At 74.0% G+C, this 26,763-nt stretch carries 21 protein-coding genes and 2 pseudogenes; 9 read left to right on the top strand and 14 right to left on the bottom strand.

What is annotated here, in order from left to right:
• Window positions 1-125: 125 nt before the first annotated feature.
• Window positions 126-1,244, bottom strand: a complete 1,119-nt coding sequence (locus IE225_RS29550; RefSeq protein ID WP_190060713.1) for a glycerate kinase — start codon at window positions 1,242-1,244, stop codon at window positions 126-128.
• Between the two features lie 349 nt (window positions 1,245-1,593).
• Between IE225_RS29550 and IE225_RS29545 the strand changes: the two genes are divergently transcribed.
• The 3 genes from IE225_RS29545 to IE225_RS29535 are packed head-to-tail and all read left to right on the top strand — an operon-like array spanning window position 1,594 to window position 4,067.
• Window positions 1,594-2,760, top strand: coding sequence for an ADP-ribosylglycohydrolase family protein (locus IE225_RS29545; protein ID WP_190060708.1), 1,167 nt, complete (start codon window positions 1,594-1,596; stop codon window positions 2,758-2,760).
• Window positions 2,761-2,788: 28 nt separating this feature from the next.
• The gene (locus tag IE225_RS29540; RefSeq protein ID WP_190060707.1) at window positions 2,789-3,286 is read left to right on the top strand and encodes an NUDIX domain-containing protein; all 498 of its coding nucleotides are present in this window, start codon (window positions 2,789-2,791) and stop codon (window positions 3,284-3,286) included.
• 46 nt (window positions 3,287-3,332) lie between these two features.
• On the top strand, window positions 3,333-4,067 hold the full coding sequence (locus IE225_RS29535) for an SIR2 family NAD-dependent protein deacylase (RefSeq protein ID WP_190060706.1): 735 nt from the start codon (window positions 3,333-3,335) through the stop codon (window positions 4,065-4,067).
• A 134-nt stretch (window positions 4,068-4,201) separates the two neighbouring features.
• On the opposite strand, the gene IE225_RS29530 is transcribed toward IE225_RS29535, so the two are convergent.
• From IE225_RS29530 to IE225_RS29505, 6 genes and pseudogenes are all read right to left on the bottom strand, one after another.
• Window positions 4,202-4,885 (bottom strand): lytic polysaccharide monooxygenase auxiliary activity family 9 protein, encoded by a 684-nt coding sequence (locus tag IE225_RS29530; protein ID WP_190060705.1) that lies wholly within the window; start codon window positions 4,883-4,885, stop codon window positions 4,202-4,204.
• A 255-nt stretch (window positions 4,886-5,140) separates the two neighbouring features.
• On the bottom strand, window positions 5,141-5,623 hold the full coding sequence (locus IE225_RS29525) for a methylated-DNA--[protein]-cysteine S-methyltransferase (protein WP_190060704.1): 483 nt from the start codon (window positions 5,621-5,623) through the stop codon (window positions 5,141-5,143).
• A 35-nt stretch (window positions 5,624-5,658) separates the two neighbouring features.
• A complete protein-coding gene (locus IE225_RS29520) occupies window positions 5,659-7,140 on the bottom strand; it encodes an AlkA N-terminal domain-containing protein (protein ID WP_190060712.1) in 1,482 nt (493 codons plus the stop codon).
• A 231-nt stretch (window positions 7,141-7,371) separates the two neighbouring features.
• Window positions 7,372-11,328: a glycoside hydrolase family 2 TIM barrel-domain containing protein gene (locus IE225_RS29515; RefSeq protein ID WP_190060703.1), complete on the bottom strand. Its 3,957-nt coding sequence runs from the start codon at window positions 11,326-11,328 to the stop codon at window positions 7,372-7,374.
• A gap of 181 nt (window positions 11,329-11,509) precedes the next feature.
• Window positions 11,510-12,026 (bottom strand): annotated as a pseudogene (locus tag IE225_RS29510) (alpha/beta hydrolase); the annotation flags it as partial.
• 463 nt (window positions 12,027-12,489) lie between these two features.
• A complete protein-coding gene (locus tag IE225_RS29505) occupies window positions 12,490-13,131 on the bottom strand; it encodes a TetR/AcrR family transcriptional regulator (RefSeq protein ID WP_190060702.1) in 642 nt (213 codons plus the stop codon).
• 135 nt (window positions 13,132-13,266) lie between these two features.
• On the opposite strand from IE225_RS29505, the gene IE225_RS29500 reads away from it, so the two are divergent.
• Complete coding sequence (locus IE225_RS29500) at window positions 13,267-13,896, top strand: MSMEG_1061 family FMN-dependent PPOX-type flavoprotein (protein ID WP_190060701.1); 630 nt, start codon at window positions 13,267-13,269, stop codon at window positions 13,894-13,896.
• A 32-nt stretch (window positions 13,897-13,928) separates the two neighbouring features.
• Window positions 13,929-14,837, top strand: coding sequence for a PDR/VanB family oxidoreductase (locus IE225_RS29495; protein WP_190060700.1), 909 nt, complete (start codon window positions 13,929-13,931; stop codon window positions 14,835-14,837).
• 629 nt (window positions 14,838-15,466) lie between these two features.
• Here IE225_RS29495 and IE225_RS29490 read toward each other — a convergent pair.
• The 6 genes from IE225_RS29490 to IE225_RS29465 all read right to left on the bottom strand — a co-directional run bounded on the left by IE225_RS29490 (window position 15,467) and on the right by IE225_RS29465 (window position 22,915).
• Window positions 15,467-16,639, bottom strand: a complete 1,173-nt coding sequence (locus tag IE225_RS29490) for a 4-hydroxybenzoate 3-monooxygenase (RefSeq protein WP_190060711.1) — start codon at window positions 16,637-16,639, stop codon at window positions 15,467-15,469.
• 212 nt (window positions 16,640-16,851) lie between these two features.
• Entirely contained in the window at window positions 16,852-17,637 is a 786-nt protein-coding gene (locus IE225_RS29485) for a helix-turn-helix domain-containing protein (RefSeq protein WP_190060699.1), read from the bottom strand.
• A 180-nt stretch (window positions 17,638-17,817) separates the two neighbouring features.
• The gene (locus tag IE225_RS29480; protein WP_190060698.1) at window positions 17,818-18,327 is read right to left on the bottom strand and encodes an O-acetyl-ADP-ribose deacetylase; all 510 of its coding nucleotides are present in this window, start codon (window positions 18,325-18,327) and stop codon (window positions 17,818-17,820) included.
• On the bottom strand, window positions 18,324-19,733 hold the full coding sequence (locus IE225_RS29475) for a phytoene desaturase family protein (protein ID WP_190060697.1): 1,410 nt from the start codon (window positions 19,731-19,733) through the stop codon (window positions 18,324-18,326). Before IE225_RS29475 ends, IE225_RS29480 begins: the two co-directional genes overlap by 4 nt.
• Window positions 19,734-20,041: 308 nt before the next feature.
• Complete coding sequence (locus IE225_RS29470) at window positions 20,042-20,884, bottom strand: inositol monophosphatase family protein (protein ID WP_190060696.1); 843 nt, start codon at window positions 20,882-20,884, stop codon at window positions 20,042-20,044.
• A gap of 153 nt (window positions 20,885-21,037) precedes the next feature.
• On the bottom strand, window positions 21,038-22,915 hold the full coding sequence (locus IE225_RS29465) for a gamma-glutamyltransferase family protein (RefSeq protein ID WP_190060710.1): 1,878 nt from the start codon (window positions 22,913-22,915) through the stop codon (window positions 21,038-21,040).
• Window positions 22,916-23,223: 308 nt separating this feature from the next.
• Here IE225_RS29465 and IE225_RS29460 point away from each other — a divergent pair, with 308 nt between their 5' ends.
• The gene (locus tag IE225_RS29460) at window positions 23,224-23,901 is read left to right on the top strand and encodes a hypothetical protein (protein WP_190060695.1); all 678 of its coding nucleotides are present in this window, start codon (window positions 23,224-23,226) and stop codon (window positions 23,899-23,901) included.
• A 37-nt stretch (window positions 23,902-23,938) separates the two neighbouring features.
• Here the strand turns inward: IE225_RS29460 and IE225_RS29455 are convergent.
• A pseudogene (locus tag IE225_RS29455) lies at window positions 23,939-24,685 on the bottom strand (cytosine permease); the annotation flags it as partial.
• A gap of 123 nt (window positions 24,686-24,808) precedes the next feature.
• On the opposite strand from IE225_RS29455, the gene IE225_RS29450 reads away from it, so the two are divergent.
• From IE225_RS29450 to IE225_RS29440, 3 genes are read left to right on the top strand one after another with little or no spacing between them, the layout of a single operon-like run.
• Window positions 24,809-25,780 carry a helix-turn-helix domain-containing protein gene (locus tag IE225_RS29450; RefSeq protein WP_190060694.1) on the top strand — a complete coding sequence of 324 codons (972 nt, stop codon included), beginning with the start codon at window positions 24,809-24,811 and terminating at the stop codon, window positions 25,778-25,780.
• A complete protein-coding gene (locus IE225_RS29445; protein ID WP_190060693.1) occupies window positions 25,777-25,929 on the top strand; it encodes a hypothetical protein in 153 nt (50 codons plus the stop codon). The genes IE225_RS29450 and IE225_RS29445 overlap by 4 nt, the downstream gene beginning before the upstream one ends.
• Window positions 25,926-26,681, top strand: a complete 756-nt coding sequence (locus IE225_RS29440; RefSeq protein WP_190060692.1) for a hypothetical protein — start codon at window positions 25,926-25,928, stop codon at window positions 26,679-26,681. The genes IE225_RS29445 and IE225_RS29440 overlap by 4 nt, the downstream gene beginning before the upstream one ends.
• The last annotated feature ends 82 nt before the right edge of the window (window positions 26,682-26,763 follow it).

The following is a 26,763-nucleotide window of genomic DNA, read 5'->3' as shown; positions in this document are numbered from 1 at the left end:
ACCGCCCGGACCGGCGGCCGACGACGACCCGGACGGCCCAGGCCCGGGAGTGGACACCGGCCCGGCCGGCCGTCGCGCCAGGAAGTCCGGCCTGATCGTCGGGCCAGGCAATCCCTCCCGCTCCGTCAGACGAGGAAGTCCCGCCCGATCCGCTCCGCCACCCGCTCCAGGATCGGGCCCGCCTCCGCGATGCACCTGGCCACGTCCGGTTCGACCCCGGTGAGCGGGTACGCCCGCCGGATCCCGGCCCGCTCCAGCGCCTCCGGGGACAGGGCGAGACGCCCGCACACCGCGACGACCTCCTTGCCCGCCGCCCGGGCCGCCGCCGCGACGCCCGCCGGGGCCTTGCCGTGCAGGGTCTGCTCGTCCAGGGACCCCTCGCCGGTGATGACCAGTCCGGCCCGCTCCAGGGCCGGCGCGAACCCGAGCACGTCCAGCATGACCTCGATGCCGGGCCGGAACCGCGCGCCGAGCAGCATCGCTCCGTACCCGATGCCGCCGGCCGCCCCGGCCCCCGGGGCCTCGGCGCATTCCGCCGCCCGGGGTCCGATCGCCGCCCGGAGCACCTCGACGTAGTGCGTGAGCGCCGCGTCCAGTGCTTCCACGTCGTCCGGGGAGGCGCCCTTCTGCGGCCCGTACACGGCGGGCGCGCCTTTCGGTCCGGTCAGCGGGTTGTCGACGTCGCCGGCGAGGATCAGCTCCACGTCGCGGAGGCGCGTGTCGAGGCCGGAGAGGTCGGCGAAGGCCAGGTCGGCCAGTCCCCCGCCGCCCGGCGTGACCGGCTCGCCGTCCGCGTCGAGGAACCGCGCGCCGAGCGCGGTCAGCATCCCGGCGCCGCCGTCGGTGGTGGCGCTGCCGCCGACCCCGAACACGATCGTGCGCGCCCCCGCGTCCAGGGCGGCCCGCAGCAGTTCCCCGGCGCCGTACGTGGACGCCGTCAGCGGCGCGAACACTCCCGCCGGCAGCCGCCGCAGACCGCCGGCCTCCGCCATCTCCACGACGGCGGTGCCGCCGCGCAGCGCGAAGGCGGCGGTCACCTCCCGGCCGAGGGGTCCGGCGACCCGCACCTTACGGCGTTCGAATCCGGCCGCGACCGCCGCGGCCACCGTCCCGTCGCCGCCGTCGGCCACGGGCAGCGCCTCGACCTCCACGTCCGGCACCACCCGGCGCAGGCCCTCCGTCACGCACCGCGCGACCTGCACGGCCGTCAGCGACCCCTTGAACTTGTCCGCGGCGACGAGCACCCGCCCCGTCCGGCGGGTCCCGCCCGCTGCAGCGTCAGCCACTCTGTCGGTCCCCTTGCTCTCCGGGCCCCGCGCGCCGGGCACGCCGGGGCGGTCGCGCCGCTGTGACCCTAACCGCGGGGCACCCGCCCCGTCATGCCCCGCCCGCACCGCATGCCCCGCCCGCACCGCGGACACTGCCGCACCACCGGCCCGGGAACGACCCGCGCGTGCCGACCCGGGAACGACTCGCGCGCACCGGCCCGGGAACGGCTCGCGCGTGCCGGCGCGGGGACGGCTCGCGCACACCGGCGCGGATTCAGCCGATCGTGTCCGCGCGGCCGGCCCGCCGAACGGGTACACCGGAACCATGACTCCAGTGGGCACCGAACCGGATCTGGCCGACCGCGTCCTGGGAGGCTGGCTCGGCCGGATCGCGGGCAACATGCTCGGCAAGCCGGTGGAACAGGGCGAGGTGTGGACGCGGGAGCGCATCGACCGCTACCTGCGGCGGGCCTCGGCGCTGCCGCTCACCGACTACCTGCCCGAGCCCCTCGACGAGAGCACCGGCGCGCAGCTGCGCCCGGAGTGGCGCCAGTGCGTGCGCGGCCGCATCCACGGCAGCTGCCGCGACGACGACATCGACTACGCCATCCTCGGCCTGGACCTGCTGGAGACCCACGGCTTCGGTTTCAGCACCGAGCAGGTCGGCGACCTGTGGCTGCTGCGGCTGCCGTACCTGCAGACGTTCACCGCGGAGCGGGCCGCGTACCGCAACCTCGCCAACGGCCTGAAGCCGCCGCTGACCGCCACGTACGACAACCCCTACCAGGAGTGGATCGGCGCCCTGATCCGCGCCGACATCCACGGCTGGACCTGCCCCGGCGAGCCGCGCCGCGCCGCCGCCCTGGCCCGCCGTGACGCGGTGCTGTCGCACACCGGCAACGGCGTCTACGGCGCCATGTGGGCGGCCGCGCTGATCGCGGCGGCGTTCACGGCGCCCACCGTCCGCTCCGCCCTGGACACGGCGCTCTCCGTCGTCCCGGCCGGCAGCCGCCTGGCCCGCGCCGTGCGCCGGGTGCTCTCCCTCCACGACGCCCGGATGACCTGGGAGGACACGCTGGCCACGGTCACCGAGGAGACCTCCGGCCTGGGCTGGATCCACACCGTGCCCAACGCCGCCGTCCTCACCGCCGGGCTGCTCTACGGCGACGGCGACTTCACCCGCACCATCACCCTGACCGTCCGCGGCGGCCTCGACACCGACTCCAACGGCGCCACGGCCGGTTCCGTCGCCGGCGTCCTCAACGGCGCGCGGGCCATCCCGGCGCACTGGAAGGACCCCCTGCAGGACACGGTCCGCAGCGCGGTGTTCGGCTTCGACGGAGTGCGGATCAGCGAACTCGCCGAACGCACGGTGCGGTTGGCGCGGGCGCAGCAGGAGGCGGCGGCAAGGGCGAAGGCGGAGGAAGAGGCCGTGCGGGCGGAGATCGGGAAGTCGGAGGCGGAGGCCGGGAAGTCGGAGGCGGAGATCTGAGGGCGCGCGGGCTGGTTACCCTTCCTGGATGACCACGACTCCAGACTTCGCCACGTACATCGCCGGTCTGCCCCGCGTCCTGGCCGGGGCCGCCGTCCTCTTCCGCGACGCCGAGGGGCGGGTCCTGCTCGTGGAGCCCAACTACCGCGAGGGCTGGGCGCTGCCGGGCGGCACGATCGAGTCCGACGACGGCGAGACCCCGCGCCAGGGAGCCCGGCGCGAGACGCTGGAGGAGATCGGACTGGACCGGGAGCCCGGGCGGCTGCTCGCCGTGGACTGGGTGCGGGGCCCGGGCCGCCCGCCGCTGGTCGCGTACCTGTACGACGGCGGCGTCCTGGCCGAGGAGGACCTCAAGGCCATCCGCCTGCAGGAGGAGGAGCTGCTGTCCTGGCGCCTGGTCTCCCGCGAGGACCTCTCCGCCCATCTCCTCGGCGCCCTGCACGGCCGCGTCCTGGCCGCCCTCGACGTCCTCGCCGACGGCTCGGGCACCGCGGAGCTGGAGAACGGCCGCCGCGTGGACCGGTGACAAACCGGTTCGCGGCCCGGCCGGGCCCCGGCCTACGCTCGGTCGCATGACCAAGCCCCTCGTCGCCGTCCTCAGCGGCGCCGGCATCTCCACCGACTCCGGCATCCCGGACTACCGCGGGCCCAACGGGCTGTGGCGGCGGGATCCCGAGGCCGAGAAACTCGTGACGTACGAGTACTACATGAGCGACCCGGAGATCCGGCGCCGCTCCTGGCGGATGCGGCGGCAGAGCGGGACGCTGCGGGCGCGGCCGAACGCCGCCCACCGGGCCATCGCCGAGCTGGAGCGGTCCGGGGTGCCGGTGCGGGTCATCACCCAGAACGTCGACGGCCTGCACCAGCTCGCCGGAATGCCCGCCCGCAAGGTGCTCGAACTGCACGGCAGCGCCCGGAGCGTGGTGTGCACGCGGTGCGGTGCCCGCGGCCCCCTGCAGGAGGCGCTGGCCCGGGTCGAGGCCGGCGAGGAGGATCCGCCGTGCCGGGAGTGCGGCGGCATCCTGAAGCCGGCGACGGTGATGTTCGGCGAGCACCTGGATCCCGCCGTCCTCGGCGAGGCGGTGGCCGTCACCCGGGCCTGCGACGTCTTCCTCGCCGTCGGCACCAGCCTCCAGGTCCAGCCCGCCGCGGGCCTCGCCGGTCTCGCCGCCGACCACGGCGCCCGCCTCGTCATCGTCAACGCCGAGCCGACCCCGTACGACGACCGCGCCGACGAGATCGTCCGCGAGCCGATCGGCACGGCCCTGCCGGCCCTGCTGGACCGGCTGCGGGAGGCGGCCGCCTGATCGCCCTCCGGGTGCGCGGCGGGGTGGCGGCCGACGGCCGGGCCCCCGCCGGACGCGGCTCTGTCCGGCGGGGGCGGTGGGGGGTGGCGGACGGTGGTGCGGGGTGGCGGGCGGCGGTCAGGGCCGTGCCGGGGTCAGCCGAAGTTCACGTCGCTGCACAGGAAGTACGTCTGGTCCATGTGGGAGGCCTGCCAGATGGTGTAGACGACGTGGCGGCCGGTGTAGCCGGACGTGGTCACGGGGATCGAGTAGTTCTGGCTGGGGGCGTACTTGCCGGTGCGGGCGACGAGTTGGAGGTCGCTCCACTTCAGGGGCTGGGTGGTGGGGTCGTAGCCCTGACGGGTGACGTAGACGAGGAAGTAGTCGGCGCCGTGGCTGGCCTGGTCGTAGAGCTGGACGGTGAAGGTGCCGCCGACGTCGGTGGTCTTCCAGGGGCCGGGCGTGTCCAGCGAGCGGTAGCGGCCGGCCTCGGTCCGGCCGCCGCTGCAGAGCTGGCCGTCGGGGATGACGGCCTGGAAGTTGCCGGCGGAGCCGTTGCGGTAGAGGCCGTTCCAGTTCCACATGGCGTTGGGGTTGTCCTGCCACGCCTGCCAGCACATGGGGTCCTGTGTCGCCATCGCCGGGTTCTGGAAGTCGCTGCCCCAGCGCTGCCAGCAGCCGTAGTTGCGGGACGCGGGGTTGACGACCGAGCCGTGGGCGCTCGCCGTTCCGCTGCCGGGGACGAGGCAGAGCAGGACGGCCGCCAGGAGGCTCAGCAGGAGGGCGGACGACCGGCCAAGGTAAGCATGATCATGACAAGCCTTGCCGTGCCAGCGCATGGTCTTCCTCTTTCCGTGGGGGGAAGTCCTGAGAGGTGATGGGAGCGCTCCCATCACCTCTCCCAGGCTGCGCGACCCGGGGCGGAGCCGCAACGGTTCGTTTCCGCCACTTCCGGCCCCGCGCCCCCTTCCCCCTCCGCCTCCCTTCCACCTCCCCGCCGGAACAGCGCTCTCCCCGCCAGGACGGCGCTCCCCTGTCAGAGCAGCGCCCCCTCCATCAGAGCAGCGCTCCCCCGCCAGAGCGGCGCTCTCTCTTTAGAACAGCGCCGCCGCCCGCTCGAACTCCAGCAGTCGCCGCTTGCGGTCCAGTCCGCCGCCGTATCCGGTCAGGCTGCCGCTCGCGCCGATGACACGGTGGCAGGGGACGATGATGCCGACGGGGTTGCGGCCGTTGGCGAGGCCGACGGCGCGGGAGGCGCCGGGGCTGCCGAGGGCGGCGGCGAGGTCGCCGTAGCTGCGCGTCTCGCCGTAGGGGATGCGGCGCAGCTGGTCCCACACGCGGCGCTGGAACGGGGTGCCCTCCAGGCGGAGCGGGACGGTGAACTCCTTCAGCTCGCCCGCGAAGTACGCCTCGAGCTGCTCGACGGCCTCGGTGAAGGGCCGGTCGTCGCGCACGCCGAACGTCTCCTGCGGGGGACGGTGGCGCTGGCCGTCCATGTAGAGGCCGGACAGGACGCCGTCCGTCGCGACCAGGGTGAGGGGCCCGTAGGGGCTGTCGATGACCGTGTGCTGTTTCATGAGGACTTCCGGGTTCTCGAAACTCTGCGGGGACTTCAGAGGGGCAGGGTGTTGATCGGGTGGCCGTCCGTCGCCCACAGGTACTGGACGGCGTACGCCCGCCACGGCCGCCAGGGTGCCGCGCGGGCCGTGAGCGCGGCGGGCGTGGACGGCAGGCCCAGGTCGCGGGCGGCGCGGCGGACGCCGAGGTCGGTGGGGAGGAAGGCGTCGGGGTCGCCGAGGGCGCGCAGGGCGACGACGTCGGCCGTCCAGGGGCCCAGGCCCGGCAGGGCCAGGAGGCGGGCGCGGGCCGCGGGCCAGTCGCTGTCGACGCCGAGGCGCAGGGTGCCGTCGGCGAGGTGGCGGGCGAGGGTGGTGAGGGTGGTGCGGCGGGCGCGGGGCATCGCCAGGGACTCCGGGTCGGCCGCCGCGAGCGCCTCCGGCGCCGGGAAGAGGTGGGTGAGTCCGCCCTCGGGATCGTCCACCGCCTCGCCGTGCGCGGTGACCAGGCGGGCGGCGTGGGTGCGGGCGGCGGCCGTGGAGACCTGCTGGCCGAGGACGGCCCGCACGGCGAACTCGGCCTCGTCGACCGTGCGCGGGACCCGCCGGCCGGGCGCCTTGTCCACCAGCGGGGCCAGGACCGGGTCCGCGCGGAGTTGTTCGTCGACGGCGACCGGGTCGGCGTCCAGGTCCAGCAGGCGGCGGCAGCGGCTGATCGCGGCGGGCAGGTCGCGCAGGTCGGTGAGGTTCAGGCGGCAGGCGACGTGGTCGGGGCGGGGGGCGAGGGCGGCGATGCCGTGGCCGTGGGGGAGGCGCAGTGTGCGGCGGTACCAGCCCGCGCGCCACTCCTCCACGCCGGGCACGGCGGTCGCGACGAGGTGGCCGAAGAGGTTGTCGGGGTGGAGCGGGGCGCGGAAGGGCAGGCGGAGGGTCAGCGCGCCCGGGGTGCCGCCGGTGCCGTGGCGCGGGGCGCCGCCGCCGGCGCGGGTGCGCAGGCCGGTCGGGGTGAGGGCGTAGACCTCGCGCACGGTGTCGTTGAAGGCGCGCAGGGAGGAGAAGCCGGCGGCGAAGGCGATCCGCGCCATGGGCAGCGCGGTCGTCTCGATCAGCAGCCGGGCGGTCTGGGCGCGCTGGGCGCGGGCCAGCGCCAGGGGGCCGGCGCCGAGTTCGGCGAGGAGCTGGCGTTCGATCTGGCGGGTGCTGTAGCCGAGGCGGGCGGCCAGCCCGGGGACGCCCTCGCGGTCGACGACGCCGTCGGCGATCAGCCGCATGGCGCGGGCGACGAGGTCGGCGCGGTGGTTCCACTCCGGGGAGCCGGGGCTGGTGTCGGGGCGGCAGCGTTTGCAGGCGCGGAAGCCGGCCTGCTGGCAGGCGGCCGCGCTCGGGTGGAAGGTCATGTTCTCGGGCTTGGGCGGAACCACCGGGCAGCTGGGCCGGCAGTAGATGCCGGTGGTCAGGACGGCGGTGAAGAACCACCCGTCGAACCGTGCGTCCTTGGACTGCACGGCGCGCAGGCACCGCTCGCGGTCGGTGTGCATCCCGTTGTGCATGCGTCCAGCATCGACGACGGCCGGCGCGGAGGCTGGCGGAAATCCGACAGGGAGGCAGGCCCTGGACCGCCGGCCCGGTGACGGGCGGCCCGGGGCACGGGGTGCTGTCACGGGGCAACGTCCCGTGCCCCGGGGACGGGACGTTCCTTGCCGGCCCCGCCGTGCCGGCCCGGCGGGGAACCCCGGCGCCCGGTGGGAAACGCCCCGGCGCCCGCCGGGTCAGTCCGTCGCCGTCGGCCGCCGGTGCAGCCTGGTCGCTTCCCCGAGGTCCGTCAGCGGTCGCAGCCGGTAGGTGTACGCGTAGTCCCGGTCGGCGAACAGCTTGTAGGCGTCGTGGGTCTGCGCGCCCCAGCTGTTGTCGCCGCCCACGCCCATCTGACGGTGGTTCACGCGCAGGACGACCTCCTCGCGCGGGGTGAGCTGGTAGGCGTGGCGGGCGCCCAGGGAGAGGTCCTCCGGGGTGAAGTGGGAAGCGTTGATCTCCACCAGGGGCTCCCCGGAGACGAGCAGGCCGGTGCCGCGGGCATCGGTCAGGGCGGCCCAGCGCACGTCGGTCTTGTTGCCGTTCTCCTGGGGGCGGACGTAGGGGGTCCACTGGCCGGAGACGGTGCCGGAGTACCGGCCGACGTCGGTGCCGTCGTTGCGGTCCCAGTGGTTCTCCTCCGGGCCGCGGCCGTAGTAGTGCAGGTGCTCCAGGCGGGACGGCAGGAAGAGGATCGAGCCGACCTCCGGGATGTACGGCAGGCCGGCCGCGCCCGGGCGCAGGGTGTGGTCGACTCTGATCTCGCCGTTGCCGAAGACGGTGTACGTCGTGGAGTACGCCGACTCCACCGTGGTGGGCAGCGTGCCGGTGACCCTGATCTCGACGGCGCGGTCGCGCAGGGCGCGCACGGTGACGTCCGTGACCCTGCGGCGGGCGCCGGCGTCGCGCCAGGTTTGGTTGCGCACATGCTGGCCGTTGCCGCGGTCGTTGTCGGTGGGGGCGCGCCAGAAGTTGGGCACGGGACCGGAGGTGATCAGGCGGGTGCCGGCGGCCTCGTAGGAGGTGAGCAGGCCGCTGCGCCGGTCGACGGTGGCGGAGAAGTCCCGGCCGGTGACGGTGACGGACGTGCCGGTGTCGCGGTACCGCAGGGCGGGGACGGCGGCCAGGGGGACGGGCGTGACGGCGGGGCTGCCGGCGTCGACGGGGAGCTGCGCCGCGGCGATCTCGAAACCGGCGTCCGCCCAGGGCGCGGCCTGCCTCGTGGTGAACGACAGCCGCAGGAAGAACTCCGTGCCCGGTGCCGGCCGGTCGGGCAGCCGGAACGGCACGGTGATCCGCTTGCTGCTCAGCGGGGGTACGTCGAGCTGGTCGCGGGTGAGGCGGCCGCTCCCGACCACCATGCCGTCCGCGACGAGGGACCAACGGCCGTCGAACTCGCGGACGTTGGTGAAGAGGTACTCGTTGGTGAGGATGATCCCGCCGCCGGGGGCGAGGGTGTCGCCGCCGGATGCCGGGGCGGCGTTGACGGCCTGGTAGACGCGTTTGATCTCGGCGGCCTTGCCGGTGTGGCCGCGGTCGGCGGTGACGATGCCGTCGGCGCAGAAGTTGCCGTCGTTGGGGTTGTCGCGCCAGTCGCCGCCGTAGGCGAGGAACGTCTTCTCGCGCGGCCGTCGCCGGGTGACGCCGGCGGTGGCCGCGTCGAACCAGAACCGTACGCCCTCGTCGCCGGGGCCGCGGTCGCCGGAGGCGAGTTCGGCGGCGGTGAGGGCGCGGGCGTAGACGCGGGCGCGGCGGACGGTGCCGCTGAACTCGCGGGTGGGGTTGTCGGCGTCGGTGGCCAGGGCGAGGGGCGCGGTGTTGCTCGCGGGCGGCCTGACGCCTTCGCGGGTGGCCTTCACGGCGCCGTCGACGTAGAGGGTCAGGGTGCCGGCGTCGGCGTCGTGGACGCCCGCGACGTGGTGCTCGGTGCCGGTCCAGTCGTCCGGCAGGGGCCAGCTCGCGGTGTACCACCGGCCCGAGTTGTGGACGAAGAACTCCAGGGTGCCGTCGGTCTGCTTGAGGGCGTACTGGGTGTCGCCCTTGGCCAGGACGGGCTGGTGGTAGCCCGTCACGTGCGGGGTGATCCAGGCCTCCAGCGTGAGGGAGCCGGTGAGGTCCAGGCGCGGGTCGCGGGCGAAGACGGTGGCGCCGAAGACGCCCTTGGCGCGGTCGAACGAGCCGCCGGGGGCGAGGAGTTCGCCGCGCAGTCGGCCGGGTCCCCGCTCGGTCAGCAGGGTGCGCGCGGGGGTGGGCCAGGTCAGGGCCTGGTCGACGAAGTCCCAGATCCAGCCGCCCTGCAGGACGTCGTGGCGGCGGACGAGGTCCCAGTACTCCTTGAAGTTGCCGTTGGAGTTCCCCATCGCGTGGCAGTACTCGATCATGACGTACGGCCGGGTGTCGCTCGTGTCCTTCGCGCGGGCCTCGACGCGGGCCGGGCTCTCGTACATCGCCGAGCGGATGTCGCTGACGTCCGGGCGGTCGTCGCCCTCGTACTGGATGACGCGGGTGGGGTCGTAGGAGCGGATCCAGTCGTGCATGCGGACGAACGTGCTGCCGCCGCCCGCCTCGTTGCCCAGCGACCAGATGACCACCGAGGCATGGTTCTTGTCCCGGTGGACCATGGCGCGGGCGCGGGCCACGCAGGCCGCGCTCCAGTCGTCGTGGTCACCGGGGTAGTCGCCGCGGATGCCGTGGGTCTCCAGGTTGGTCTCGTCGACGAGGTACAGGCCGTACTCGTCGGCGAGTTCGAGCCACAGCGGGTTGTTCGGGTAGTGCGAGGTGCGGACGGAGTTCATGTTCATCCGCTTGATGATCCCGATGTCCCGGACCATGTCCTCGCGAGTGAGGGCGGTGCCGCGGTCGGGGTGCATCTCGTGGCGGTTGGTGCCGCGCAGCGAGACGGGCCGGCCGTTGATGCGCATCAGCCCGTCCCGGAGCGCGAACTCCCGCAGTCCGACCCGGTGGGAGAGCGTCTCGGTCACCCTGCCGCCCGGGTCGCGCAGCCGCAGCACGGCGGTGTAGAGGTAGGGGTGTTCCGCCGACCACAGGTGCGGGTCGGGCACGGACCGGGCCGCCTCGACGGTGACGTCCTGCCCCACCGGCGCGGAGGCGAGGTCGGCGGTCTGCCGCAGGGGGCGGGACCACACGGGGTGCCCCTGGGCGTCGTAGAGCTGCGTCTCGACGGTGTAGCGGCCGGCGTGGCCGTTCTCGTAGGCGCGCACGCTCGCGGTGACCGCCAGCCGCGCGGTGGTGAAGTCGTCGCCGAGCGGGGTCTCCAGCTTGAAGTCGCGCAGGTGCACGGGCGGGGTGGAGTACAGGTACACCGAGCGGAAGATGCCGCTCAGCCGGATCATGTCCTGGTCCTCCAGCCAGTCGCCGTCCGAGAAGCGGTAGACCTCGACGGCGATCCGGTTGGTGCCGGGTCTCAGGTGCGGGGTGATGTCGTACTCGGCCGGTGTGTACGAATCCTCGTGGTAGCCCACCAGCGTGCCGTTGATCCACACGTAGTGGGCCGACTTGACGCCCTCGAAGTGCAGGAAGACCCGCCGCCCGGTCCAGGAGCGGGGCACGGTGAAGGTGCGCCGGTACTGGCCGACGGGGTTGAACCGGGTGGGCGCGGCGGGCGGCCGCGCCTCCTCGCCCAGGCCGTTGGGGCCCCACCACGGGTAGGTGATGTTGGTGTAGATCGGCCGGTCGTGGCCGTGCGCCTGCCACACGGACGGCACCGGGATCGTGGCCCAGTCGCGGTCGTCGAGGTCGGGGCGGTGGAAGTCGGGGTCGCGGTCCTCGGGGCGGTCGGCGTGCGCGAACCGCCAGGTGCCGTCCAGGTCGAGCCGGTAGGGCGAGCGGGTGCGGTCGCCGGCCAGGGCCTGCTCGACGCCGGCGTACGGCATGAGGGTGGTGTGCGGCGGCTCGGTGCCCACCTGGAACAGGTCGATGCGGCCGTTCCACTCCGGCGTCCCGGCCGCCGGGCTCCCGTCCGCCGCCGGGCTCCCGTCCGCCGCGCGGGCCGCGGGGCCCGGGCCGGACAGGGCCAGCGCCCCGAGGACGGCGGCCCCCGACTCCAGCAGCCGGCGGCGGCTGACCACCGCCCGCGGCGGGCGGTCCGGACGGCCGTCGGGGTGGTCGGTGGCGGGCACGTGCGAGTGCGGCATGACCGTGGCCTTCCTGGGGACGTTCCTCGGGACGGGCAGGGGCGACTGACGGTGACACTGCGGCTACTGAGGCACGCACACCCTAGGACCCGAACACAACCGAAGCAATGACCCCGTCGGAAGATGTGGGTTCCTGTTGGAGCGTCAAGCGGGAGGCGGGGCGGGGTCCGTGGCGGGGCCGGCGGGTGAGGAGGTCGCGCAGGGCCGCGGCGACGCCGCCGGGGGCCTCCTCGGCCATGAAGTGGCCCCAGGAGACCGTGGCGTGGTGCAGGTCGGGCGCCCAGGCGCGCCAGCGGGCCGCCGCGTCGAAGCCGAGGGCGGCGCCCCAGTCCTGCTGGAGCACGGTGACCGGCATCCGCAGCCGCCGCCCGGCGGCCCGGTCGACCAGATCGTGCTCCAGGTCGACGCCGACGGAGGCCCGGTAGTCGGCCACGATCGACGGCACGGCCGCGGCAGGCCGCCAGGTAGGCGGCGCGCACGTCCGCCGGGACGGCGTCCGGGTCGTTCACCCACAGGTCCAGGAAAGGGCCGAAGAAGGCGTCCGGATCGGCGGCGATCAGGCGCTCGGGCAGACCAGGCGGCTGCGCCATCAGGTACAGGTGGAAGCCGACGGCGGCGGTCACGCCGTGCATGACCTCCCACATGTCCGCGGTCGGCAGGACGTCGAGGCAGGCCAGGTGCGTGACTGTGGCGGGGTGTCCCCTTCGTACGGGGGATGCCGTCCGGTTCGGGGGCGGCCTCCCGGCTCGCGAACGGGGTGTGCCGCTGCGGGGCCGGGAGCCGCCCACGATGCTGGTGGCGGTGGATGAGCAGCGGATGAGCAGCGACGCGGAGGGACGGGTGGCGGACGTGCGGGTCGAGGTGGGGGTCCTGGGGCCGGTGGCGGCGTACCTGGACGAACTGGCCGCGGCCGTCGGCTGAGAACCGGCCGCGCCGCCGCCGTGCCCTCAACGCCGGCCGGCTCGCCGGGACCACCGCCCGGACCGCCGGGCGGCGGCCCACCGGCCCGCCCGGGGAGAAACCGGCGCCCCGACCGGCCGTGCCGTCCTGCCGGGTACCGGAACAGGACCCGACGATCCCGTCGGGCCGGACACCCGCCCGGGCGGCGGATCCTCCGCGACCGGCATGCGCGGCAGCCCCGTACGGGGAGGGGAGCGGGTGTCAGTCCCCGGGCGCCGCGACCGGGTCGCCCGTCAGGTAGCGGGTGAGCATGGTGACGAGTTCGTCCTCGAAGCGCGCGACGTCGACCTGGCCGGGCCCCGCCATCATCCTGTGCACCACCATCTCCACCGTGGAGACGACGAGCCGGGCGGCGACGTCGACGTCCGCGACCCGCACGTCCGGATGGTTCCGGAGCAGCCTGCGGGCCTGGGCGATCCGCCTGGACTCGTGGTGCGCGATCCGCTCCAGCAACTCCGGGGCGCGGGGCCCCTGTTCCATCATCACGCGGAGCAACTGCGGGTCCTCGCGGTGGTTCTCGATCGCGCTTCGCACGTAGAAGCGCATGATGCCCTCGACGGACTCCGCCTGCAGGTCGTCCCGGTCCAGCGGGGCGGCGGCCATCCCGGCGTCGAAATGCCGGGTCAGCAGCTCGACCAGGATCGCATCCTTGTTCGGGTAGTACTGGTACAGCGACCCGATCGACACCCGGGCCCGCTCCGCGATCCGGTTGGTGGTCCCCGCCGCATACCCGTACTCGGCGAAAACGCGAGCAGCGGCGTCGAGGATGCGCTGCCGGGTCAGCTCGGCCCGGACCTGACGGGGCCGTTTACGTGGTTGAAGTCCGCGGTGGCCGGACGTCATGACACCTCCTGCGGGGGGCTGTGAAAGCGAGTAGCGCACGACCTGAGTAATTGCTCACAATAGTGCCCTGAAATGCGGCGATGCGGAGCCGAGTGCCCGCAGCCGTGTGCCGTCGCCCACGTGAGGAAGTCCGCCATGACGCACGCCCCCACGCGCCCTCGACGGGTCTCGCCAAAGGAGGTGCTGGCACGGCTCGGGCAGCCCGAGCCCATGATCAGAGCGAAGGTGAAGGACCGCATCGACGGCTACTTCCGCCATTTCATCGCCCACTCGCCGTTCCTGATGATGGCCACGGCGGACGCGGCCGGACGCGCCGACTGCTCGCCCCGCGGCGACTACCCGGGCTTCGTCAAGGTCCTCGACGAACACACCCTCGCCCTCCCCGACCGCCCCGGCAACAAGATCGCCGACTCCTTCCGCAACCTCGCCGAGAACGACGGCGTCGGGCTGTGCTTCCTGGTCCCCGGCGTGCGGGAGGTCCTGCGCGTCAACGGCAGCGGCTACGTCACCGACGAACCCGATGTGCTGGTCCGGATGCGCACCGAGGCCAAGCAGCCGGAGCTGGCGATCGTCGTCGAGGTGGCCGAGGCGTACTTCCACTGCGGGCGGGCGCTGATCCGTTCCCGGCTGTGGGACCCCGCCAGCCAGGCGCTCGCCGAGGGGATGCCGTCGCTCGGGGAGATCGCGGCCGCGCAGTTCGGTGTCGACGTGGACCCGGGGCTGCTCGAACAGGTCCTGGAGGACGGCTACCGCAAGCTCTACTGACCGGGCCGTACCGGCCGACGGAGGAGTCACCGATGCAACAGACCGTCGTCGAGCACATCGACCGGATCGCCGAGGACGTCGTCGCCCTCACCCTGCGCGCCGCCGCCGGGGAGCTGGCGCCCTGGGACCCCGGCGCCCACATCGACCTGTCCCTGCCCAACTGGCTGACCCGGCAGTACTCGTTGTGCGGGGACCCGGCCGACCGGAACGCCTACCGCGTCGCCGTTCGGTACGACCCGCTCAGCCGGGGCGGCTCCGAGTACGTCCACCGGTTCCTGCGCCCGGGCCGCGCCCTCGGCGTCTCCCTGCCCCGCAACCACTTCCCGCTCGTCCCCGCACCGCGGTATCTGTTCCTCGCCGGCGGGATCGGGATCACTCCCCTGCTGCCGATGCTGCGCGCGGTGGCGGCCGCCGGGCTTCCCGCGACCCTGCTGTACGTGGGGCCGTCGATGGACCGCATGCCCTTCGCCGGCGAGCTGCGCCGCTCCCACGGCGACCGGGTGCACCTCGTGGAGACCAAGCGGCAGGGCAGGCCGGACCTCGGCGCCCTCGCGGCCACGCTGGAAGCCGACGCCCTGGTCTACTGCTGCGGTCCCGCGTCCATGCTGGCGGCGGCCGAGGCGGCGTTCCCCGCCGGGCGGCTGCACACCGAGCGGTTCCAGCCGGCGGCCCGGACCTTCGGCCCCGACACGGCGTTCGAGGCGGTCTGCGCCCGGTCCGGGGACACCGTCGCCGTGCCGGCCGACGAGTCGCTGCTGGACGCCCTCGCCCACGCCGGGCACCCGCTTCCCTCCGGGTGCCGCGAAGGCGTCTGCGGCAGCTGCGAAGTCGCCGTCCTGGACGGTGCACCCGAGCACCGGGACGACATCGGCGCTCCCGAGGGCCGGATGTACGCCTGCGTGTCCCGGGCGCTGTCCCCCCGGCTCGTCCTCGACCTCTGAAGCGCACCGCGAACAGCACGCCGCCCGGGGTGCGTCCACCCGGGTCCCGGCGCACGATCGCACCGGAGGCGCGCCGGACCACCGGGAGGCCCCGGCTTCACCACCGCCGCCCTCGGCGGCCCCGGACCGGTGCGTCCGTCGCCCACCGTCCGTTCCCGCGGGCCCCTGCGGGAGGCCCGCACGGTCGTGGACCGTGATCCGTACCCGGGGCGAAACCCCGCTTCCGCCGCTCTCTCACCGTGGAGGTCCCCGGCATCCCGCCCTGACCTCGCTGCGGGCCGGGACCGGTTTCCGGGTTCGCGATCCCCGAAGAGCCGGAACGACGGTTCGGTTCGGTGCGCGAACGGGCGGTTCGGCGTCACCGTGCGCACAACCGGTCCAGCGCCGACCGGCTCTCCTCGTCCGCGGCACGGAAGACCACCAACCGCTGATCCGGATCCTGGAGCGGCACGACGACAGGGCTACGAGTTCAGCGGTTCAGGGGGCTGACGGCGTGACCGAAAGCCCCCACCCTGTCCGACTCGGGACTCGACATGGCCCGCACGCTGCCCGGCCGGCACCTGTCGAGGCATCTCGGTTGCGCCGGGAGCGGCCTGGGCCGCCGATGCCATGTCCCGCAAGACCTCTACCTAGTTCACCCCGGCGCTGAATTCGCTGAAGAGGCGGTTCGCCGTGGGCGAGGTGAACAGGCGCTCCAGTTCCGCCCGGGCGATCTGCTTGCGGAACTCCCCCGCGTAGGAGGCGTCGCCGACATTGTGCATGATCTCGGTGATCCATGCGGCGAACGCCTGGTAGTTCCAGACATGGCGCAGACAGGTCGAGGAGTAGTCGTCGAGCAGGCTCGAATCGCCCTTCCGGACGCGGTGGATGACGGCGCGGGCGAACACCTCGGCGTCGTGGAGGGCGAGATGTATTCCTTTCGCGCTCATCGGGGGAACGATGTGTGCCGCGTCCCCGAGGAGGTACAGCCTGCCGTGGTTCATCGGGCTGTACACCACGCTCCGCAGGGGCACGAGCCGCTTGTCGGCGATCGGGCCGGTCGCCACGGGTGTGCCGAAACGAGCTTCCAGCTCGTTCCAGATGCGCTCGTCCGGCCACTGCGCAAGCGTGTCGTCGATCGGGCACTGGAGATAGAGACGACTGGCGTTCGCGCCGCGGGGGATCACTCCGGCAAGGCCGCGGGAGTGGATCGCCATGCCCGAGGGATGCGCCGGCACTTCGGCCAGGACGCTCAGCCAGGCATATCCGTACTCGTAGGAGTAACGGGTGAGAGCGGCGGCGGGGATGGCCGCCCTGCTGACGCCGCGGTCGCCGTCGCAGCCGGCGACGAAGTCGCACCTGAGGACCTCCACCGAGCCGTTGGTGTCCCGATAGCGCACGAGGGGGCGCTCGCCGTCGATGTCTTCCAGAGAGACGTCGGCGGCCTCGAAGCGGAGGTCTCCTCCGTCGCGCAGGAAGACGTCCGTGAGGTTCCGGACGAGGACCTGCTGGGGGCAGAAAAGACTCTCGCTGTCGTCGTCCTCCCAATCGACCGGCAGCTCTTCCCCGTCGATGAAGAAGCCGCCCCCGGCCTGCGGGATGGGGTCGCCCTCCAGCACCTCTTCGAGCCCCCACGCGCGGAACATGCGCACCCCGAAGCTGTCGATGGTCCCGGCCCGTTGCCGCTTCTCGACGTAGGCGCGGCTGTGCTTCTCCAGAATGATGCAGCCGATGCCGTTGCGCAGCAGGAAGGCGCCGAGCGCGAGTCCTGCGACCCCCGCCCCCACGATGACGACGGTGGTGTCCTCGCCTGTTTCAACCATGTGTTTCCAGAACTCCTCGAAGAAAGCGGTGACCGGACACGCCTGAGCGTGAACGGCTGCGCCGCCCGGATGGTGCGGCGCGCCGACCACCACTGTGGATCCCGCAGCGGGCGCCACCAACCGGTGAATGGACACCGGATACCGAAAAGCCGCCGACTTGGCGCTGCCCGGTCCACCGCGGGTGCGTCCCCCGAACGCCTGGGGCTGCATGGCTAGTTCGTGGTGCCGCGCAGGTCCGCCTGGTAGCGGCCCGGGGTCTGGCCGACGACCTCGGTGAAGGCGTCGATGAAGCTCGAGGGGTTGGACCACCCGCACTCCGCCGCGGTCTCGGTGACGGACAGGCCGTTGGTGAGATGGGCCAGGGCGTGGTGGATGCGCAGGATGGTGCGCCAGCGGTGGAAGCTCATGCCCAGCTCGGTGTGGAAGAGCCGGCTCAGGGTGCGCTCGCTCGCTCCCGCGGTTCGTCCCAGCTCGGCCAGGGTTGCGCTCCGGCCGGGATCGGCGTGCAGGAGATCGGTGACGGCGCGCAGGCGGTCGTCGCGGGGTTCGGGCAGGTGCAGGGACTGCTCGGGAGTCTCGGCGAGCTCGTCGATCGCCACCGCGAGCAGCCGTTCGCAGGCGCCGGGGCGGAACTCCCGCCGATCGGTCAGCGCCAGGAGAACCTCTCGCAGAAGGGGGCTCACCGCGAACACGCTGGGATGCTCCGCGAGTTCGCCGCACAGTTCGACCGGGACGGCGAGGATGCGGACGTCGGTGCTGCCGTAGAAGCGATGGGAATGGTCGAATCCCGGCGGCGTCCACGTCACCCGGTTGAACGGCGCGACCCAGGTCCCGCGCTCGGTCGTGGTGGCCAGGGCGCCGGCAGCCGCGTACACCAGCTGGCCGTGGGGGTGGGAGTGGGGAGCGCGGTGGAAGCCGTGCGGGAGCCGGCCTCCACCGCGAGAGGGCGCCGCCTGCAACGGCGAGGACGCGGGGGAAGGTTGGCGGACTTCCGGCATGGACGGCCAGCCTACCGGCGGTACGACGCCTGCGGCAGATCGAGGATCGCCGAATGAGCGCCGACGTACGGGCGTGCGCCGGGGAACCGGCGAGTGGCCGGGGACCGCCCCCTGGCCCGCATCCGGGGATGCCAGGACTCCGCGCCGGAGCGGGGCCGGCGGGGGCGGCGCCGGCGGGGATCAGCGCAGCCGCGCCGCGAACGTCTCGTACGCCCGGTCGTCGAAGAGGACGAACCTGACCTCCTCCACGGCGGTGGGCACGGCGCGGACGGCGGCGACGGCGATGCGGGCGGCGTCGTCGACCGGCCAGCCGTAGGCGCCGGTGGAGATCGCGGGGAACGCGACCGTGCGCGCGCCGAGTTCGTCGGCGACGCGCAGGGACTCGCGGTAGCAGGAGGCGAGGAGGGCGGAGCGGTCCTCGGTGGTGCTGTGCACGGGGCCGACGGTGTGGATGACCCAGCGGGCGTCGAGGCGTCCGGCGGTGGTGGCGACCGCCCGGCCGGTGGGCAGGCCCTCGGGGTAGGCGGTGGCGCGCAGTCTGCGGCACTCCTCGAGGATCGCGGGACCGCCGCGCCGGTGGAGGGCGCCGTCCACGCCTCCGCCGCCGAGCAGGGAGGAGTTGGCGGCGTTGACGAGGGCGTCGGCGCGCTGCCGGGTGATGTCGCCCCGTACCGCGATGAGCGTGGTCATGCCTGTCGCAGCCTCCTCCACACCGCCTTCGCCGCGTTGTGCCCGGACATGCCGTGCACGCCGGGGCCCGGCGGGGTGGCCGAGGAGCACAGGAACACCGCCGGGTGGGGGGTGCGGTACGGGAACAGGGTCGGCCGGGGACGCAGCAGGACCTGCAGGCCGGAGACCGCGCCGGAGGCGATGTCGCCGCCGACGTAGTTGGCGTTGCGGGCGGCGAGCTCGGGCGGTCCCGCGGTGGCGCGGGCCAGCACGCGGTCGCGGAAACCCGGGGCGAAGCGCTCCAGTTGGCGTTCCACGGCGTCGGTGAGGTCGCCGCGCCAGCCGTTGGGGACGTGGCCGTACGCCCAGAAGACGTGCCGGCCGGCCGGGGCCCGCGTCGGGTCGACGACGCTGGGCTGCACCGTGATCAGGAACGGTGCCTCGGGGGCGCGGCCCTCGCGGGAGGCGGCCCGCAGCGCGGCGCCGATCTCGCCGCTGTCCGCGCCGATCTGCACGGTGCCGGCGGCGCGCGCCTCCTTGGCGGTCCACGGCACCGGCCCGTCCAGCGCGTAGTCGATCTTGAAGACGCCGGGGCCGTACCGGTAGCCGTCGTAGTGGCGGCCGAAGCCGGCGATGCGGGCCAGCGCGGTGGGCGAGGTGTCGAAGACGTACGCGCGGGCGGGCGGCAGGTCGTCGAGGCGCTTGACCTCGAAGTCGGTGTGGATGCTGCCGCCGAGGTCCGTCAGGTAGGCGGCGAGGCTGTCGGAGATCGCCTGCGAGCCGCCGCGGGCGACGGGCCAGCCGCGGGCATGCGCGGCCAGCGCGAAGACGAGGCCGATCGCGCTCGTGGCGAAGCCGTTCAGCGGGGCCATGACGTGGGCGACGAGCCCGGCGAAGAGGGTCCTGGCCCGCTCGTCCCGGAAGCGGCGCATCAGCCAGGTGGAGGGGGGCAGGCCGGCCAGGCCGAAGCGGGCCAGCGTGACCGGATCGCGGGGCAGCGCGGTCAGCGGCAGGGACATGAAGTCCCGGACGAGGGTGTCCCACCTGGTGAGGAACGGCGCGACCAGCCGGCGGTAGGTGCCCGCGTCGCGCGGGCCGAAGGAGGCGGCCGTCTCGGCGACCGACCGCGCCAGCACGGCCGCGGTGCCGTCGGGGAACGGGTGCGCCATGGGCAGCTCGGGGTGCAGCCACTGCAGGCCGTGGCGCTCCAGGGGCAGGGCGCGGAACGCCGGGGAGTTGACGGCGAGGGGGTGCGCCGCCGCGCAGGGGTCGTGGCGGAAGCCGGGCAGGGTGAGTTCCTCGGTGCGCGCGCCGCCGCCCACGGTGCCGGCGGCCTCGAACACGGCGACGGAGAAGCCGCGGCGGGCGAGTTCCACGGCGGCGGTCAGTCCGTTCGGCCCCGCTCCCACGACGACGGCATCGAGCATCGACGGCACCTTCGGACTCCTTCGTCAGCCGACGGCCACTGGAAGTTCAGCATATGCCGGGGCACCGGCGGCAACGGCGGGGCGGGCGGCGGTCCGGCGGAAGGCAGCGGGGCGGCAGGACGGCGGGGGCGGCGGGACGGACGGCGGGGGCGGCAGTCCGGCAAGGGTGGCACGCGGGCGTGGCGGGCGCAGGCCGACGGGTGAACGCCGAGCGGCGTAGTGGGCGCCGAGCAGCGGGGTGGGCGCCGAGCGGCGTGACGGGCGCCGGCCCGCGTGCGCGGTGCGCACAGTTTGTGCGGTTTGTGCACCTATTCCGCCCGCAGCAGGTCCGCCACCCGGCGGGCCGTGGCCGCGTCGCGGGCCGCGGTGAACGGCAGGGCGTTGCCGCCCGTGATGCGGAAGGGCTCGCCCGCGCGGGTCAGGTGGGCGCCGCCCGCCTCCTCGACCAGCAGCAGGCCCGCCGCGTGGTCCCAGGCCGCCTCCCACGAGAACGCGACGGCGTCCGACTCGCCCCGGGCCACGGCGAGGTACTCCAGGCCGGCCGAGCCGCAGGCGCGCGGTGCGACGCCGTCCGTCCACAGGCCGAGCAGGGCCCGCTTCTGCTCGTCGGTGGTGAAGTCGGGGTGGGAGGTGGCCACCCGCAGGTCCCGGCCGGGCGCCGGGGATCCGGCCCGCAGCCGCTCGCCGTCCAGGAAGGCGCCGCGGCCGCGCACGGCGGTGGCCAGCCGGTCGAGAGCGGGCGCGTAGGTCCAGGACGCGTGCACCACGCCGCGGTGGGCGAGGGCGACCAGGGTGCAGAAGCCGGGGTCGCCGTGCACGAACTGCCGGGTGCCGTCGACGGGGTCGACGATCCAGACGGGTGCGTCGCCGTGCAGCGCCTCGTACGTGACCGGATTGGCGTGCACGGCCTCCTCGCCGACCACGACCGAGCCGGGCAGCAGGGCGCCCAGGGTCTGGGTCAGGTACTGCTCGGCCAGGCGGTCGGCGTCCGTCACCAGGTCGTGCGGGCCCGTCTTCCGGTCGACCTCGTGCGCGGCCAGCCGGCGGAACCGGGGCGTGATCTCGGCCGCGGCCGCCTTCCGGACCGCCTCCTCCACATCCTCCGCGTGCCGCTCCAGGAACGACTCGAAGGTCTCCGTCTCGTCGATCATGCCTCCATGACAGCACGCGCCCCTGACAATCCCCCTCCGCCCGGTGCACACCGGGCGGATGCGGCGTGAACACCGCGGGCGCACGACGCGGCCGGCGCTCCGGGGCGCCGGCGGCCGCCCGGTCACCGCCCCGCCGCGTATCCCTGCATCCCCTCACCGCCCCACCGCGTACCCCTGCATCCCCCGCGGATTGGCGGCCGCCGACACGACGCCGGTCTCCGGGTCGCGGGCGACCGCGCACAGGCGGCCCTCGGACCAGGGGTCGCCGACGGTGACGTCGTGGCCGCGGCGACGCAGCTCCTCGACGACGCGCGGGTCCGTGCGCGCCTCGACGGTGACGCTGCCGGGGCGCATGCCGCGCGGGTGGAAGGAGCCGGGGAAGCTGTCGTTGTGCCAGTTCGGGGCGTCGATCGCGCCCTGCAGGTCCGGGCCGCCGCGCACCGATGGGCGCAGCGCGACGGCGAGGAAGAAGTGGAGCTGCCACTGGTCCTGCTGGTCGCCTCCCGGCGTGCCGAAGGCGAGGACCGGCACGCCGTCGCGCAGGGCGATCGAGGGCGTGAGGGTGGTGCGGGGGCGGCGGCCGGGGGTGAGGGAGTTGGGCAGGCCCTCCTCCAGCCAGGTCATCTGCAGCCGGGTGCCGAGCGGGAAGCCGAGTTCCGGTACGACGGGGTTGGACTGCAGCCAGCCGCCGCTGGGCGTGGCGGCGACCATGTTGCCCCAGCGGTCGACGACGTCGAGGTGGCAGGTGTCGCCGCGGGTGGCGCCGTCGGCGGCCACGCCGGGCTCCCCGGGCGCGGGGGACGGCCCCGGCTCCCCAGGCGCCGGAGACGGCCCCGGCTCCCCGGGCATCGGGGACGGCCCCGGCTCCCCGGGCACGGGGGGCGCCGGGTACCGGGCGACGGTGGGTTCACCGGCGCCCATGGGGGTGGGACCGGGGGGACCGGGGTCGCCGGTGGCCGCCCCGCGCGCGTGGGCGCACAGCCGCGGGGTGCGTCCGCCGGGGCTGCCGGGCCGCAGCTCGTGGCAGGCCCGGTCGCCGATCAGGGTCCGCCGGGCCGTGTTGTACTCCTGCGACAGCAGGTCGTCGAGGGGCACCTCGGCCGCGTCGCCGTACCAGGCCTCGCGGTCGGCCATGGCCAGCTTGCAGCCCTCGATCAGCAGGTGGACGTAGTCGGCGGAGCCGTACGGCGGCAGTTCGGGCGGCAGCAGGGCGAGCTGCTGCAGCAGGACGGGGCCCTGGCTCCAGGGGCCGGCCTTGCACACGGTCCAGCCGTTCCAGTCGTACGTCGCCGGTGTCTCGTAGGTCGCCGACCAGCCGGCGAGGTCGTCGAGGGTGAGGGTGCCGGCGTGGCGCCGCCCGCTGGTGTCCAGGGTGGGGCGCCGGGCCTGCCGTACCAGGGCCTCGGCGACGAAGCCGGAGCGCCAGACCGCGCGGGCGGCCTCGATCCGGGCCTCCCGGTCCCCCGCCCCGGCCGTCTCGACGAGCAGCCGCTTCCAGGTGGCCGCCAGGGCGGGGGTGCGGAACGGCTCGCCGGGGCGGGGCGCCCGGCCGCCGGGCAGGTACACCTCGGCCGACGAGGTCCACTCCGTCTCGAACAGCCGCCGTACCGTCTCGACAGCGGCGCCGAGGTTCTCCACCGGCGGGTGCCCGTGCTCGGCGTAGCCGATGGCGTACCGCAGCACGTCGGGGAGGGACTTGGTGCCGTGGTCGCGCAGCAGCAGCATCCAGGCGTCGAACGCGCCGGGCACGGCGGCGGCGAGCGGTCCGGTGCCGGGCACGAGGTCCAGGCCGAGTCCCCGGTAGTGCGCGACGGTCGCCCCGGCCGGGGCGACGCCCTGCCCGCACAGCACCCGCACCTGGCCGCCGGCCGGGGCGAGCAGGATCGGCACCTCGCCGGCCGGCCCGTTGAGGTGCGGCTCCACCACGTGCAGCACGAACGCGCCCGCCACGGCGGCGTCGAAGGCGTTGCCGCCGTCCTCCAGCACCGCCATCGCCGACTGCGCCGCCAGCCAGTGCGTGGCGGACACCATGCCGAAGGTGCCCTGGAGGGTGGGGCGGGTGGTGAACTCGGCGAACACGGTGCCTCCTTGGGACGCGGCGTGCGTTCCGCCTCGCGGCGCGGCGTGCGCTCCGCCGATGCTACGCGGCCCGGTCCGCGCACCACGCCACCGCGGAAGCGTGACCGCGCCACCACGGAAGCGTGACCACGCCGCCACGGGAGCGTCACCGCGCCGCCACGGAGCGAGTTCGGCCTTCCGTCGCACGGGGAGTCGTGTGACACTGTCGTCCCGTCCGCATCGCGGACGCCCTGCACACCACCCCCCACGAGAAGTGCGCCGTGCGTGATCTTCCCCTGCCGCTTGCTCTGACCGCGCGTCTGACTCCGATCGCCGTGCTGGCCACGGCGGGCTGGGTGCTGTCGTCGGGCCCGCAGGCCGCGCCACAGGCCGCGGAGCACAAGAGCGCCGCCGGCGGCGACAAGCCGCGGACGCGGACGGTGACCGTCCCGTCGGCGACGCAGGCGTCCAGGACGTACACCACCTCCCCGGCGCCGTGCACCAGCCTGGCCGCGAAGACGATCACGTCCCTGGTGCCGGGCGCCAAAACGGCCGGGAAGGAGATTCCCTCCACCGACCGCACCGTGCGCCGCACCTGCTCCTGGAACGCGCTCAAGGGCTACGACTACCGCTGGCTGGACGTCTCCTTCGAGATCATGGACTCGGACCAGCAGGCGCAGAAGTCGTACCAGGAGCGGCTGTCCAAGGACAGCGGCGGGGGCACGGTTCCGGGCCTCGGCGACGCCGCCTACTCCGTCGTCAACCTCACCACCGAGGACAAGCAGCAGACCCGCGAGGGCGAGGTCGTGGTCCGAATCGCCAACGCGCTGGTGGTCGTCACGTACAACGGCAGCGACTTCGAGACGAAGAAGGCGCCGGGCACGGACGAGATCAACAAGGGCGCCATCAAGGCCGCCAAGGAGGCGGTGGCCGCGCTGCGGGACGGCCGCGCCGGCTGACCCGGGGCCGCGGCGGGCCGTCCTTCGCGCGCAGGGCTCACGCCCTGGCCGTCCTCGCCCGCGGCAGCATCAGCACCAGGTACAGGACCAGCGAGGTGCCCAGGCCGACCGCCCAGCCGTAGTCGGCGAGGGGTTTCAGGGCCGGGACGGGGCGGCCGTCGATCAGGGGGTGGAAGTCGGCGCCGCCGATGGCGAGGACGCCGCCGGCCGCGAAGGCGACGACCGCCCGCCAGTTCCAGCCGGCGGCGTACCAGTAGCGGCCGCCGGTGCGGTAGAGGCCGGCCAGGTCCAGGCGGGTGCGGCGCACGATCCAGTAGTCGGCGACGAGGATGCCCGCCACGGTGCCGAGCAGGCCGCCGACCAGGCCGAGCCAGGTGAAGATGTAGCCCTGCGGGTCGGCGTACAGCTTCCACGGGCAGATGGCCACGGCGAGCACGGCGGTGACCAGCGCGCCGGTGCGGAAACTGACCCTGCGCGGCGCGATGTTGGAGAAGTCGAACGCCGGAGAGACCAGGTTGGCCGCGATGTTGACCGACAGGGTCGCCACCAGCACCGTGACCAGGGCGTAGAGCAGGCCGACCACGTTGTCCGTCTTCGCCGCCAGTTGCACCGGGTCCCACACCGGCTTGCCGTAGACGGCCTGCGAGCCGGAGGTGACCAGCACGGACAGGAACGCGAACAGGGTCATCGTGGTGGGCAGGCCGAGGCTCTGGCCCCAGGTCTGGGCGCGCTGGCTGCGGCCGTAGCGGGTGAAGTCGGGGATGTTCAGCGACAGCGTCGACCAGGATACCCGGACACCCCCGCAATAGGGCTCGGATAGGGGTTGACCTGCAAAAACAGAAAGACCCCGGCCCGCCTGGACAGCTTCGCCGGAGTCTTTCCCGACACCAGGAGCTGAAGCCTCCCAGTGCGTATTCATCGTACCCGGCACGAACGTGACTTCACCGTCGTGCCCAACTCCATGGCCCGGAACCGCTCCCTGTCCTTCACGGCGCGTGGTCTGTGGCTCCACCTCATCAGCCTGCCCGACGGGGCCCGGGAAGACGTTCGCACCCTGGCCGACCGGAACCCGGGTGTCGGCCGTAAGGGCGTCGCCAACGCGCTGGACGAACTGGTGGCCGCCGGTTACTACCTCCGCTTCACCATCCGTGATCCGGAGACCGGCAAGGTGTGGACGGAAACCTCCATCTACGACATGCCCCAGACCCAGGACTCCCCGCTTCCCGCGATGCCGGGAACCGGTCGGCCGGGAAGCGCGGAGACGGGAACGCTCCCTACGGGAGTAAAGGATCTTGTCTCTAAGGAACTTGGGAAAGAACCCTCCCTTCCCTCCGTCTCTCCGGTGCAGACCCCGGCCGCTCCCGCCGCCAGGGAGGGCAGCAACAAGACGAACCAGGAGATCCCGGCCGACCCGGCCGCCATGCGCGTCCTGGCCGCCCTGGAGGACGCGGACCGACGCCTCCGGCTCACCGACCGACAGCTCCAGGAGCTGGCCCCCTTGGCCGCCCAGTGGCTGGCCCGTGGCTACTCCGCCCCGGAGATCACGGACGCCGTGGTCCAGGGCCTCCCCGGCAAGGTCTACGCCCCCGCCAAGCTGGTGGCAGACCGGCTCACCCGCAAGTTGCCCGCGCCCCGCCGGAAGTGGCGGACGTTCGCGGAGTGCTCCGACGGTTGCGGGCGTCTGCTCCCGGCCGGTCAGGACTCCGGTCAGTGCGGCGTGTGCGTGGGGACCACTCCGGCCCCGTTCGTCCAGGAGCTGGCCGCCCAGGCCCTCCAGGAGCTGGAAGCGTCGTCCGACTACACGGCCCCGGACGTGCGGGCCCACGCCGATGGCCTGCGGAGCATCCTCCGGGCCCGCCGCCAGGGGGTGGCCGCGTGATCACCGGCATTGAGTGCTGGGACTGTGGCGACACGGACGGCCCGTTCGTCCACGTCTGGCGTCACACGTACCTCTGCGAACGCTGCCAGGCGGAGGCCCTGGCGATTCTCGATGGACTGAAGGACCTGAACGACGGGGGCCGCAAGTGAACACCCAGAACACCCTTCCTTGGTACGCCCGGCCGTCCGCCTTCACGGTCCTGGGGGCCGCCCTGGTGATGTCCGCCCCGGGTGAATACTCCCTGGCCGTCCTGGCCGGGTGGTCCCCGTGGGTGGCGTGGCTCATGCCCGTGTGCGTGTCCGTGTACGCGGCCGTAGCCGCGATGTTCGTGGACTCCCGGCCCAAGGGTGCCCCCGGGCGGGGAACGGCCATCCTGGGGGCCGCCGGGGCCCTGGCCCTGGCCCTGGCCGCCCAGGTGACGGCCCATCTGATTTCCGCCGGGTACGCCCAGTCCTCCGCGTGGCTGGTGGCCGCCGTGTCGGCCGTACCCCCGGTCGTGGTGGCGCACATCATGCACATGGTTGCCCGCGCCCACGGGGCCGTCCGGGCCGCCCAGGCGGACGCTGTGGAGGAGCCGGAGGCCACCGCGGATTCCACCCCGGAGCCGGAGGCCGTGGAGGAGCTGGTGGACGCGGAGCCGGTGCACGATGGGTCACGGCCGGCTGGACTGTCCGTGATCAGGGGCGGAGCCGGTGAGCCGGACACCCTCCCCCTGGAGGAGCTGGAGCCGGTGGCCAAGGTGCCGTCCCCGGCCAAGGGTGGCCGCACGGTGGAGGAGATCCGGGCGGCCGTGGAGGAGCTGAAGGCCACCGGCCAGCCGGTCAACGGGACCACGTACGCGGCCCTGGTGGGTGTGTCCGCCCGGACGGCCCGCCGTGACCTCCAGGCCCTGGCCGCGTAGAGGGGCACGCACGCCCAGCGCAAGGTCCGACTGTCTTCCAGGGGTGACTACGCAAAGGCCCCGGCCATCCGCCACGGGGGAG

This window comes from Streptomyces echinoruber, assembly GCF_014651135.1.
GTDB lineage: Bacteria > Actinomycetota > Actinomycetes > Streptomycetales > Streptomycetaceae > Streptomyces > Streptomyces echinoruber.
Note: the sequence above shows the minus strand (reverse complement) of the source record. Positions and strands in the feature narration are given on the sequence as shown.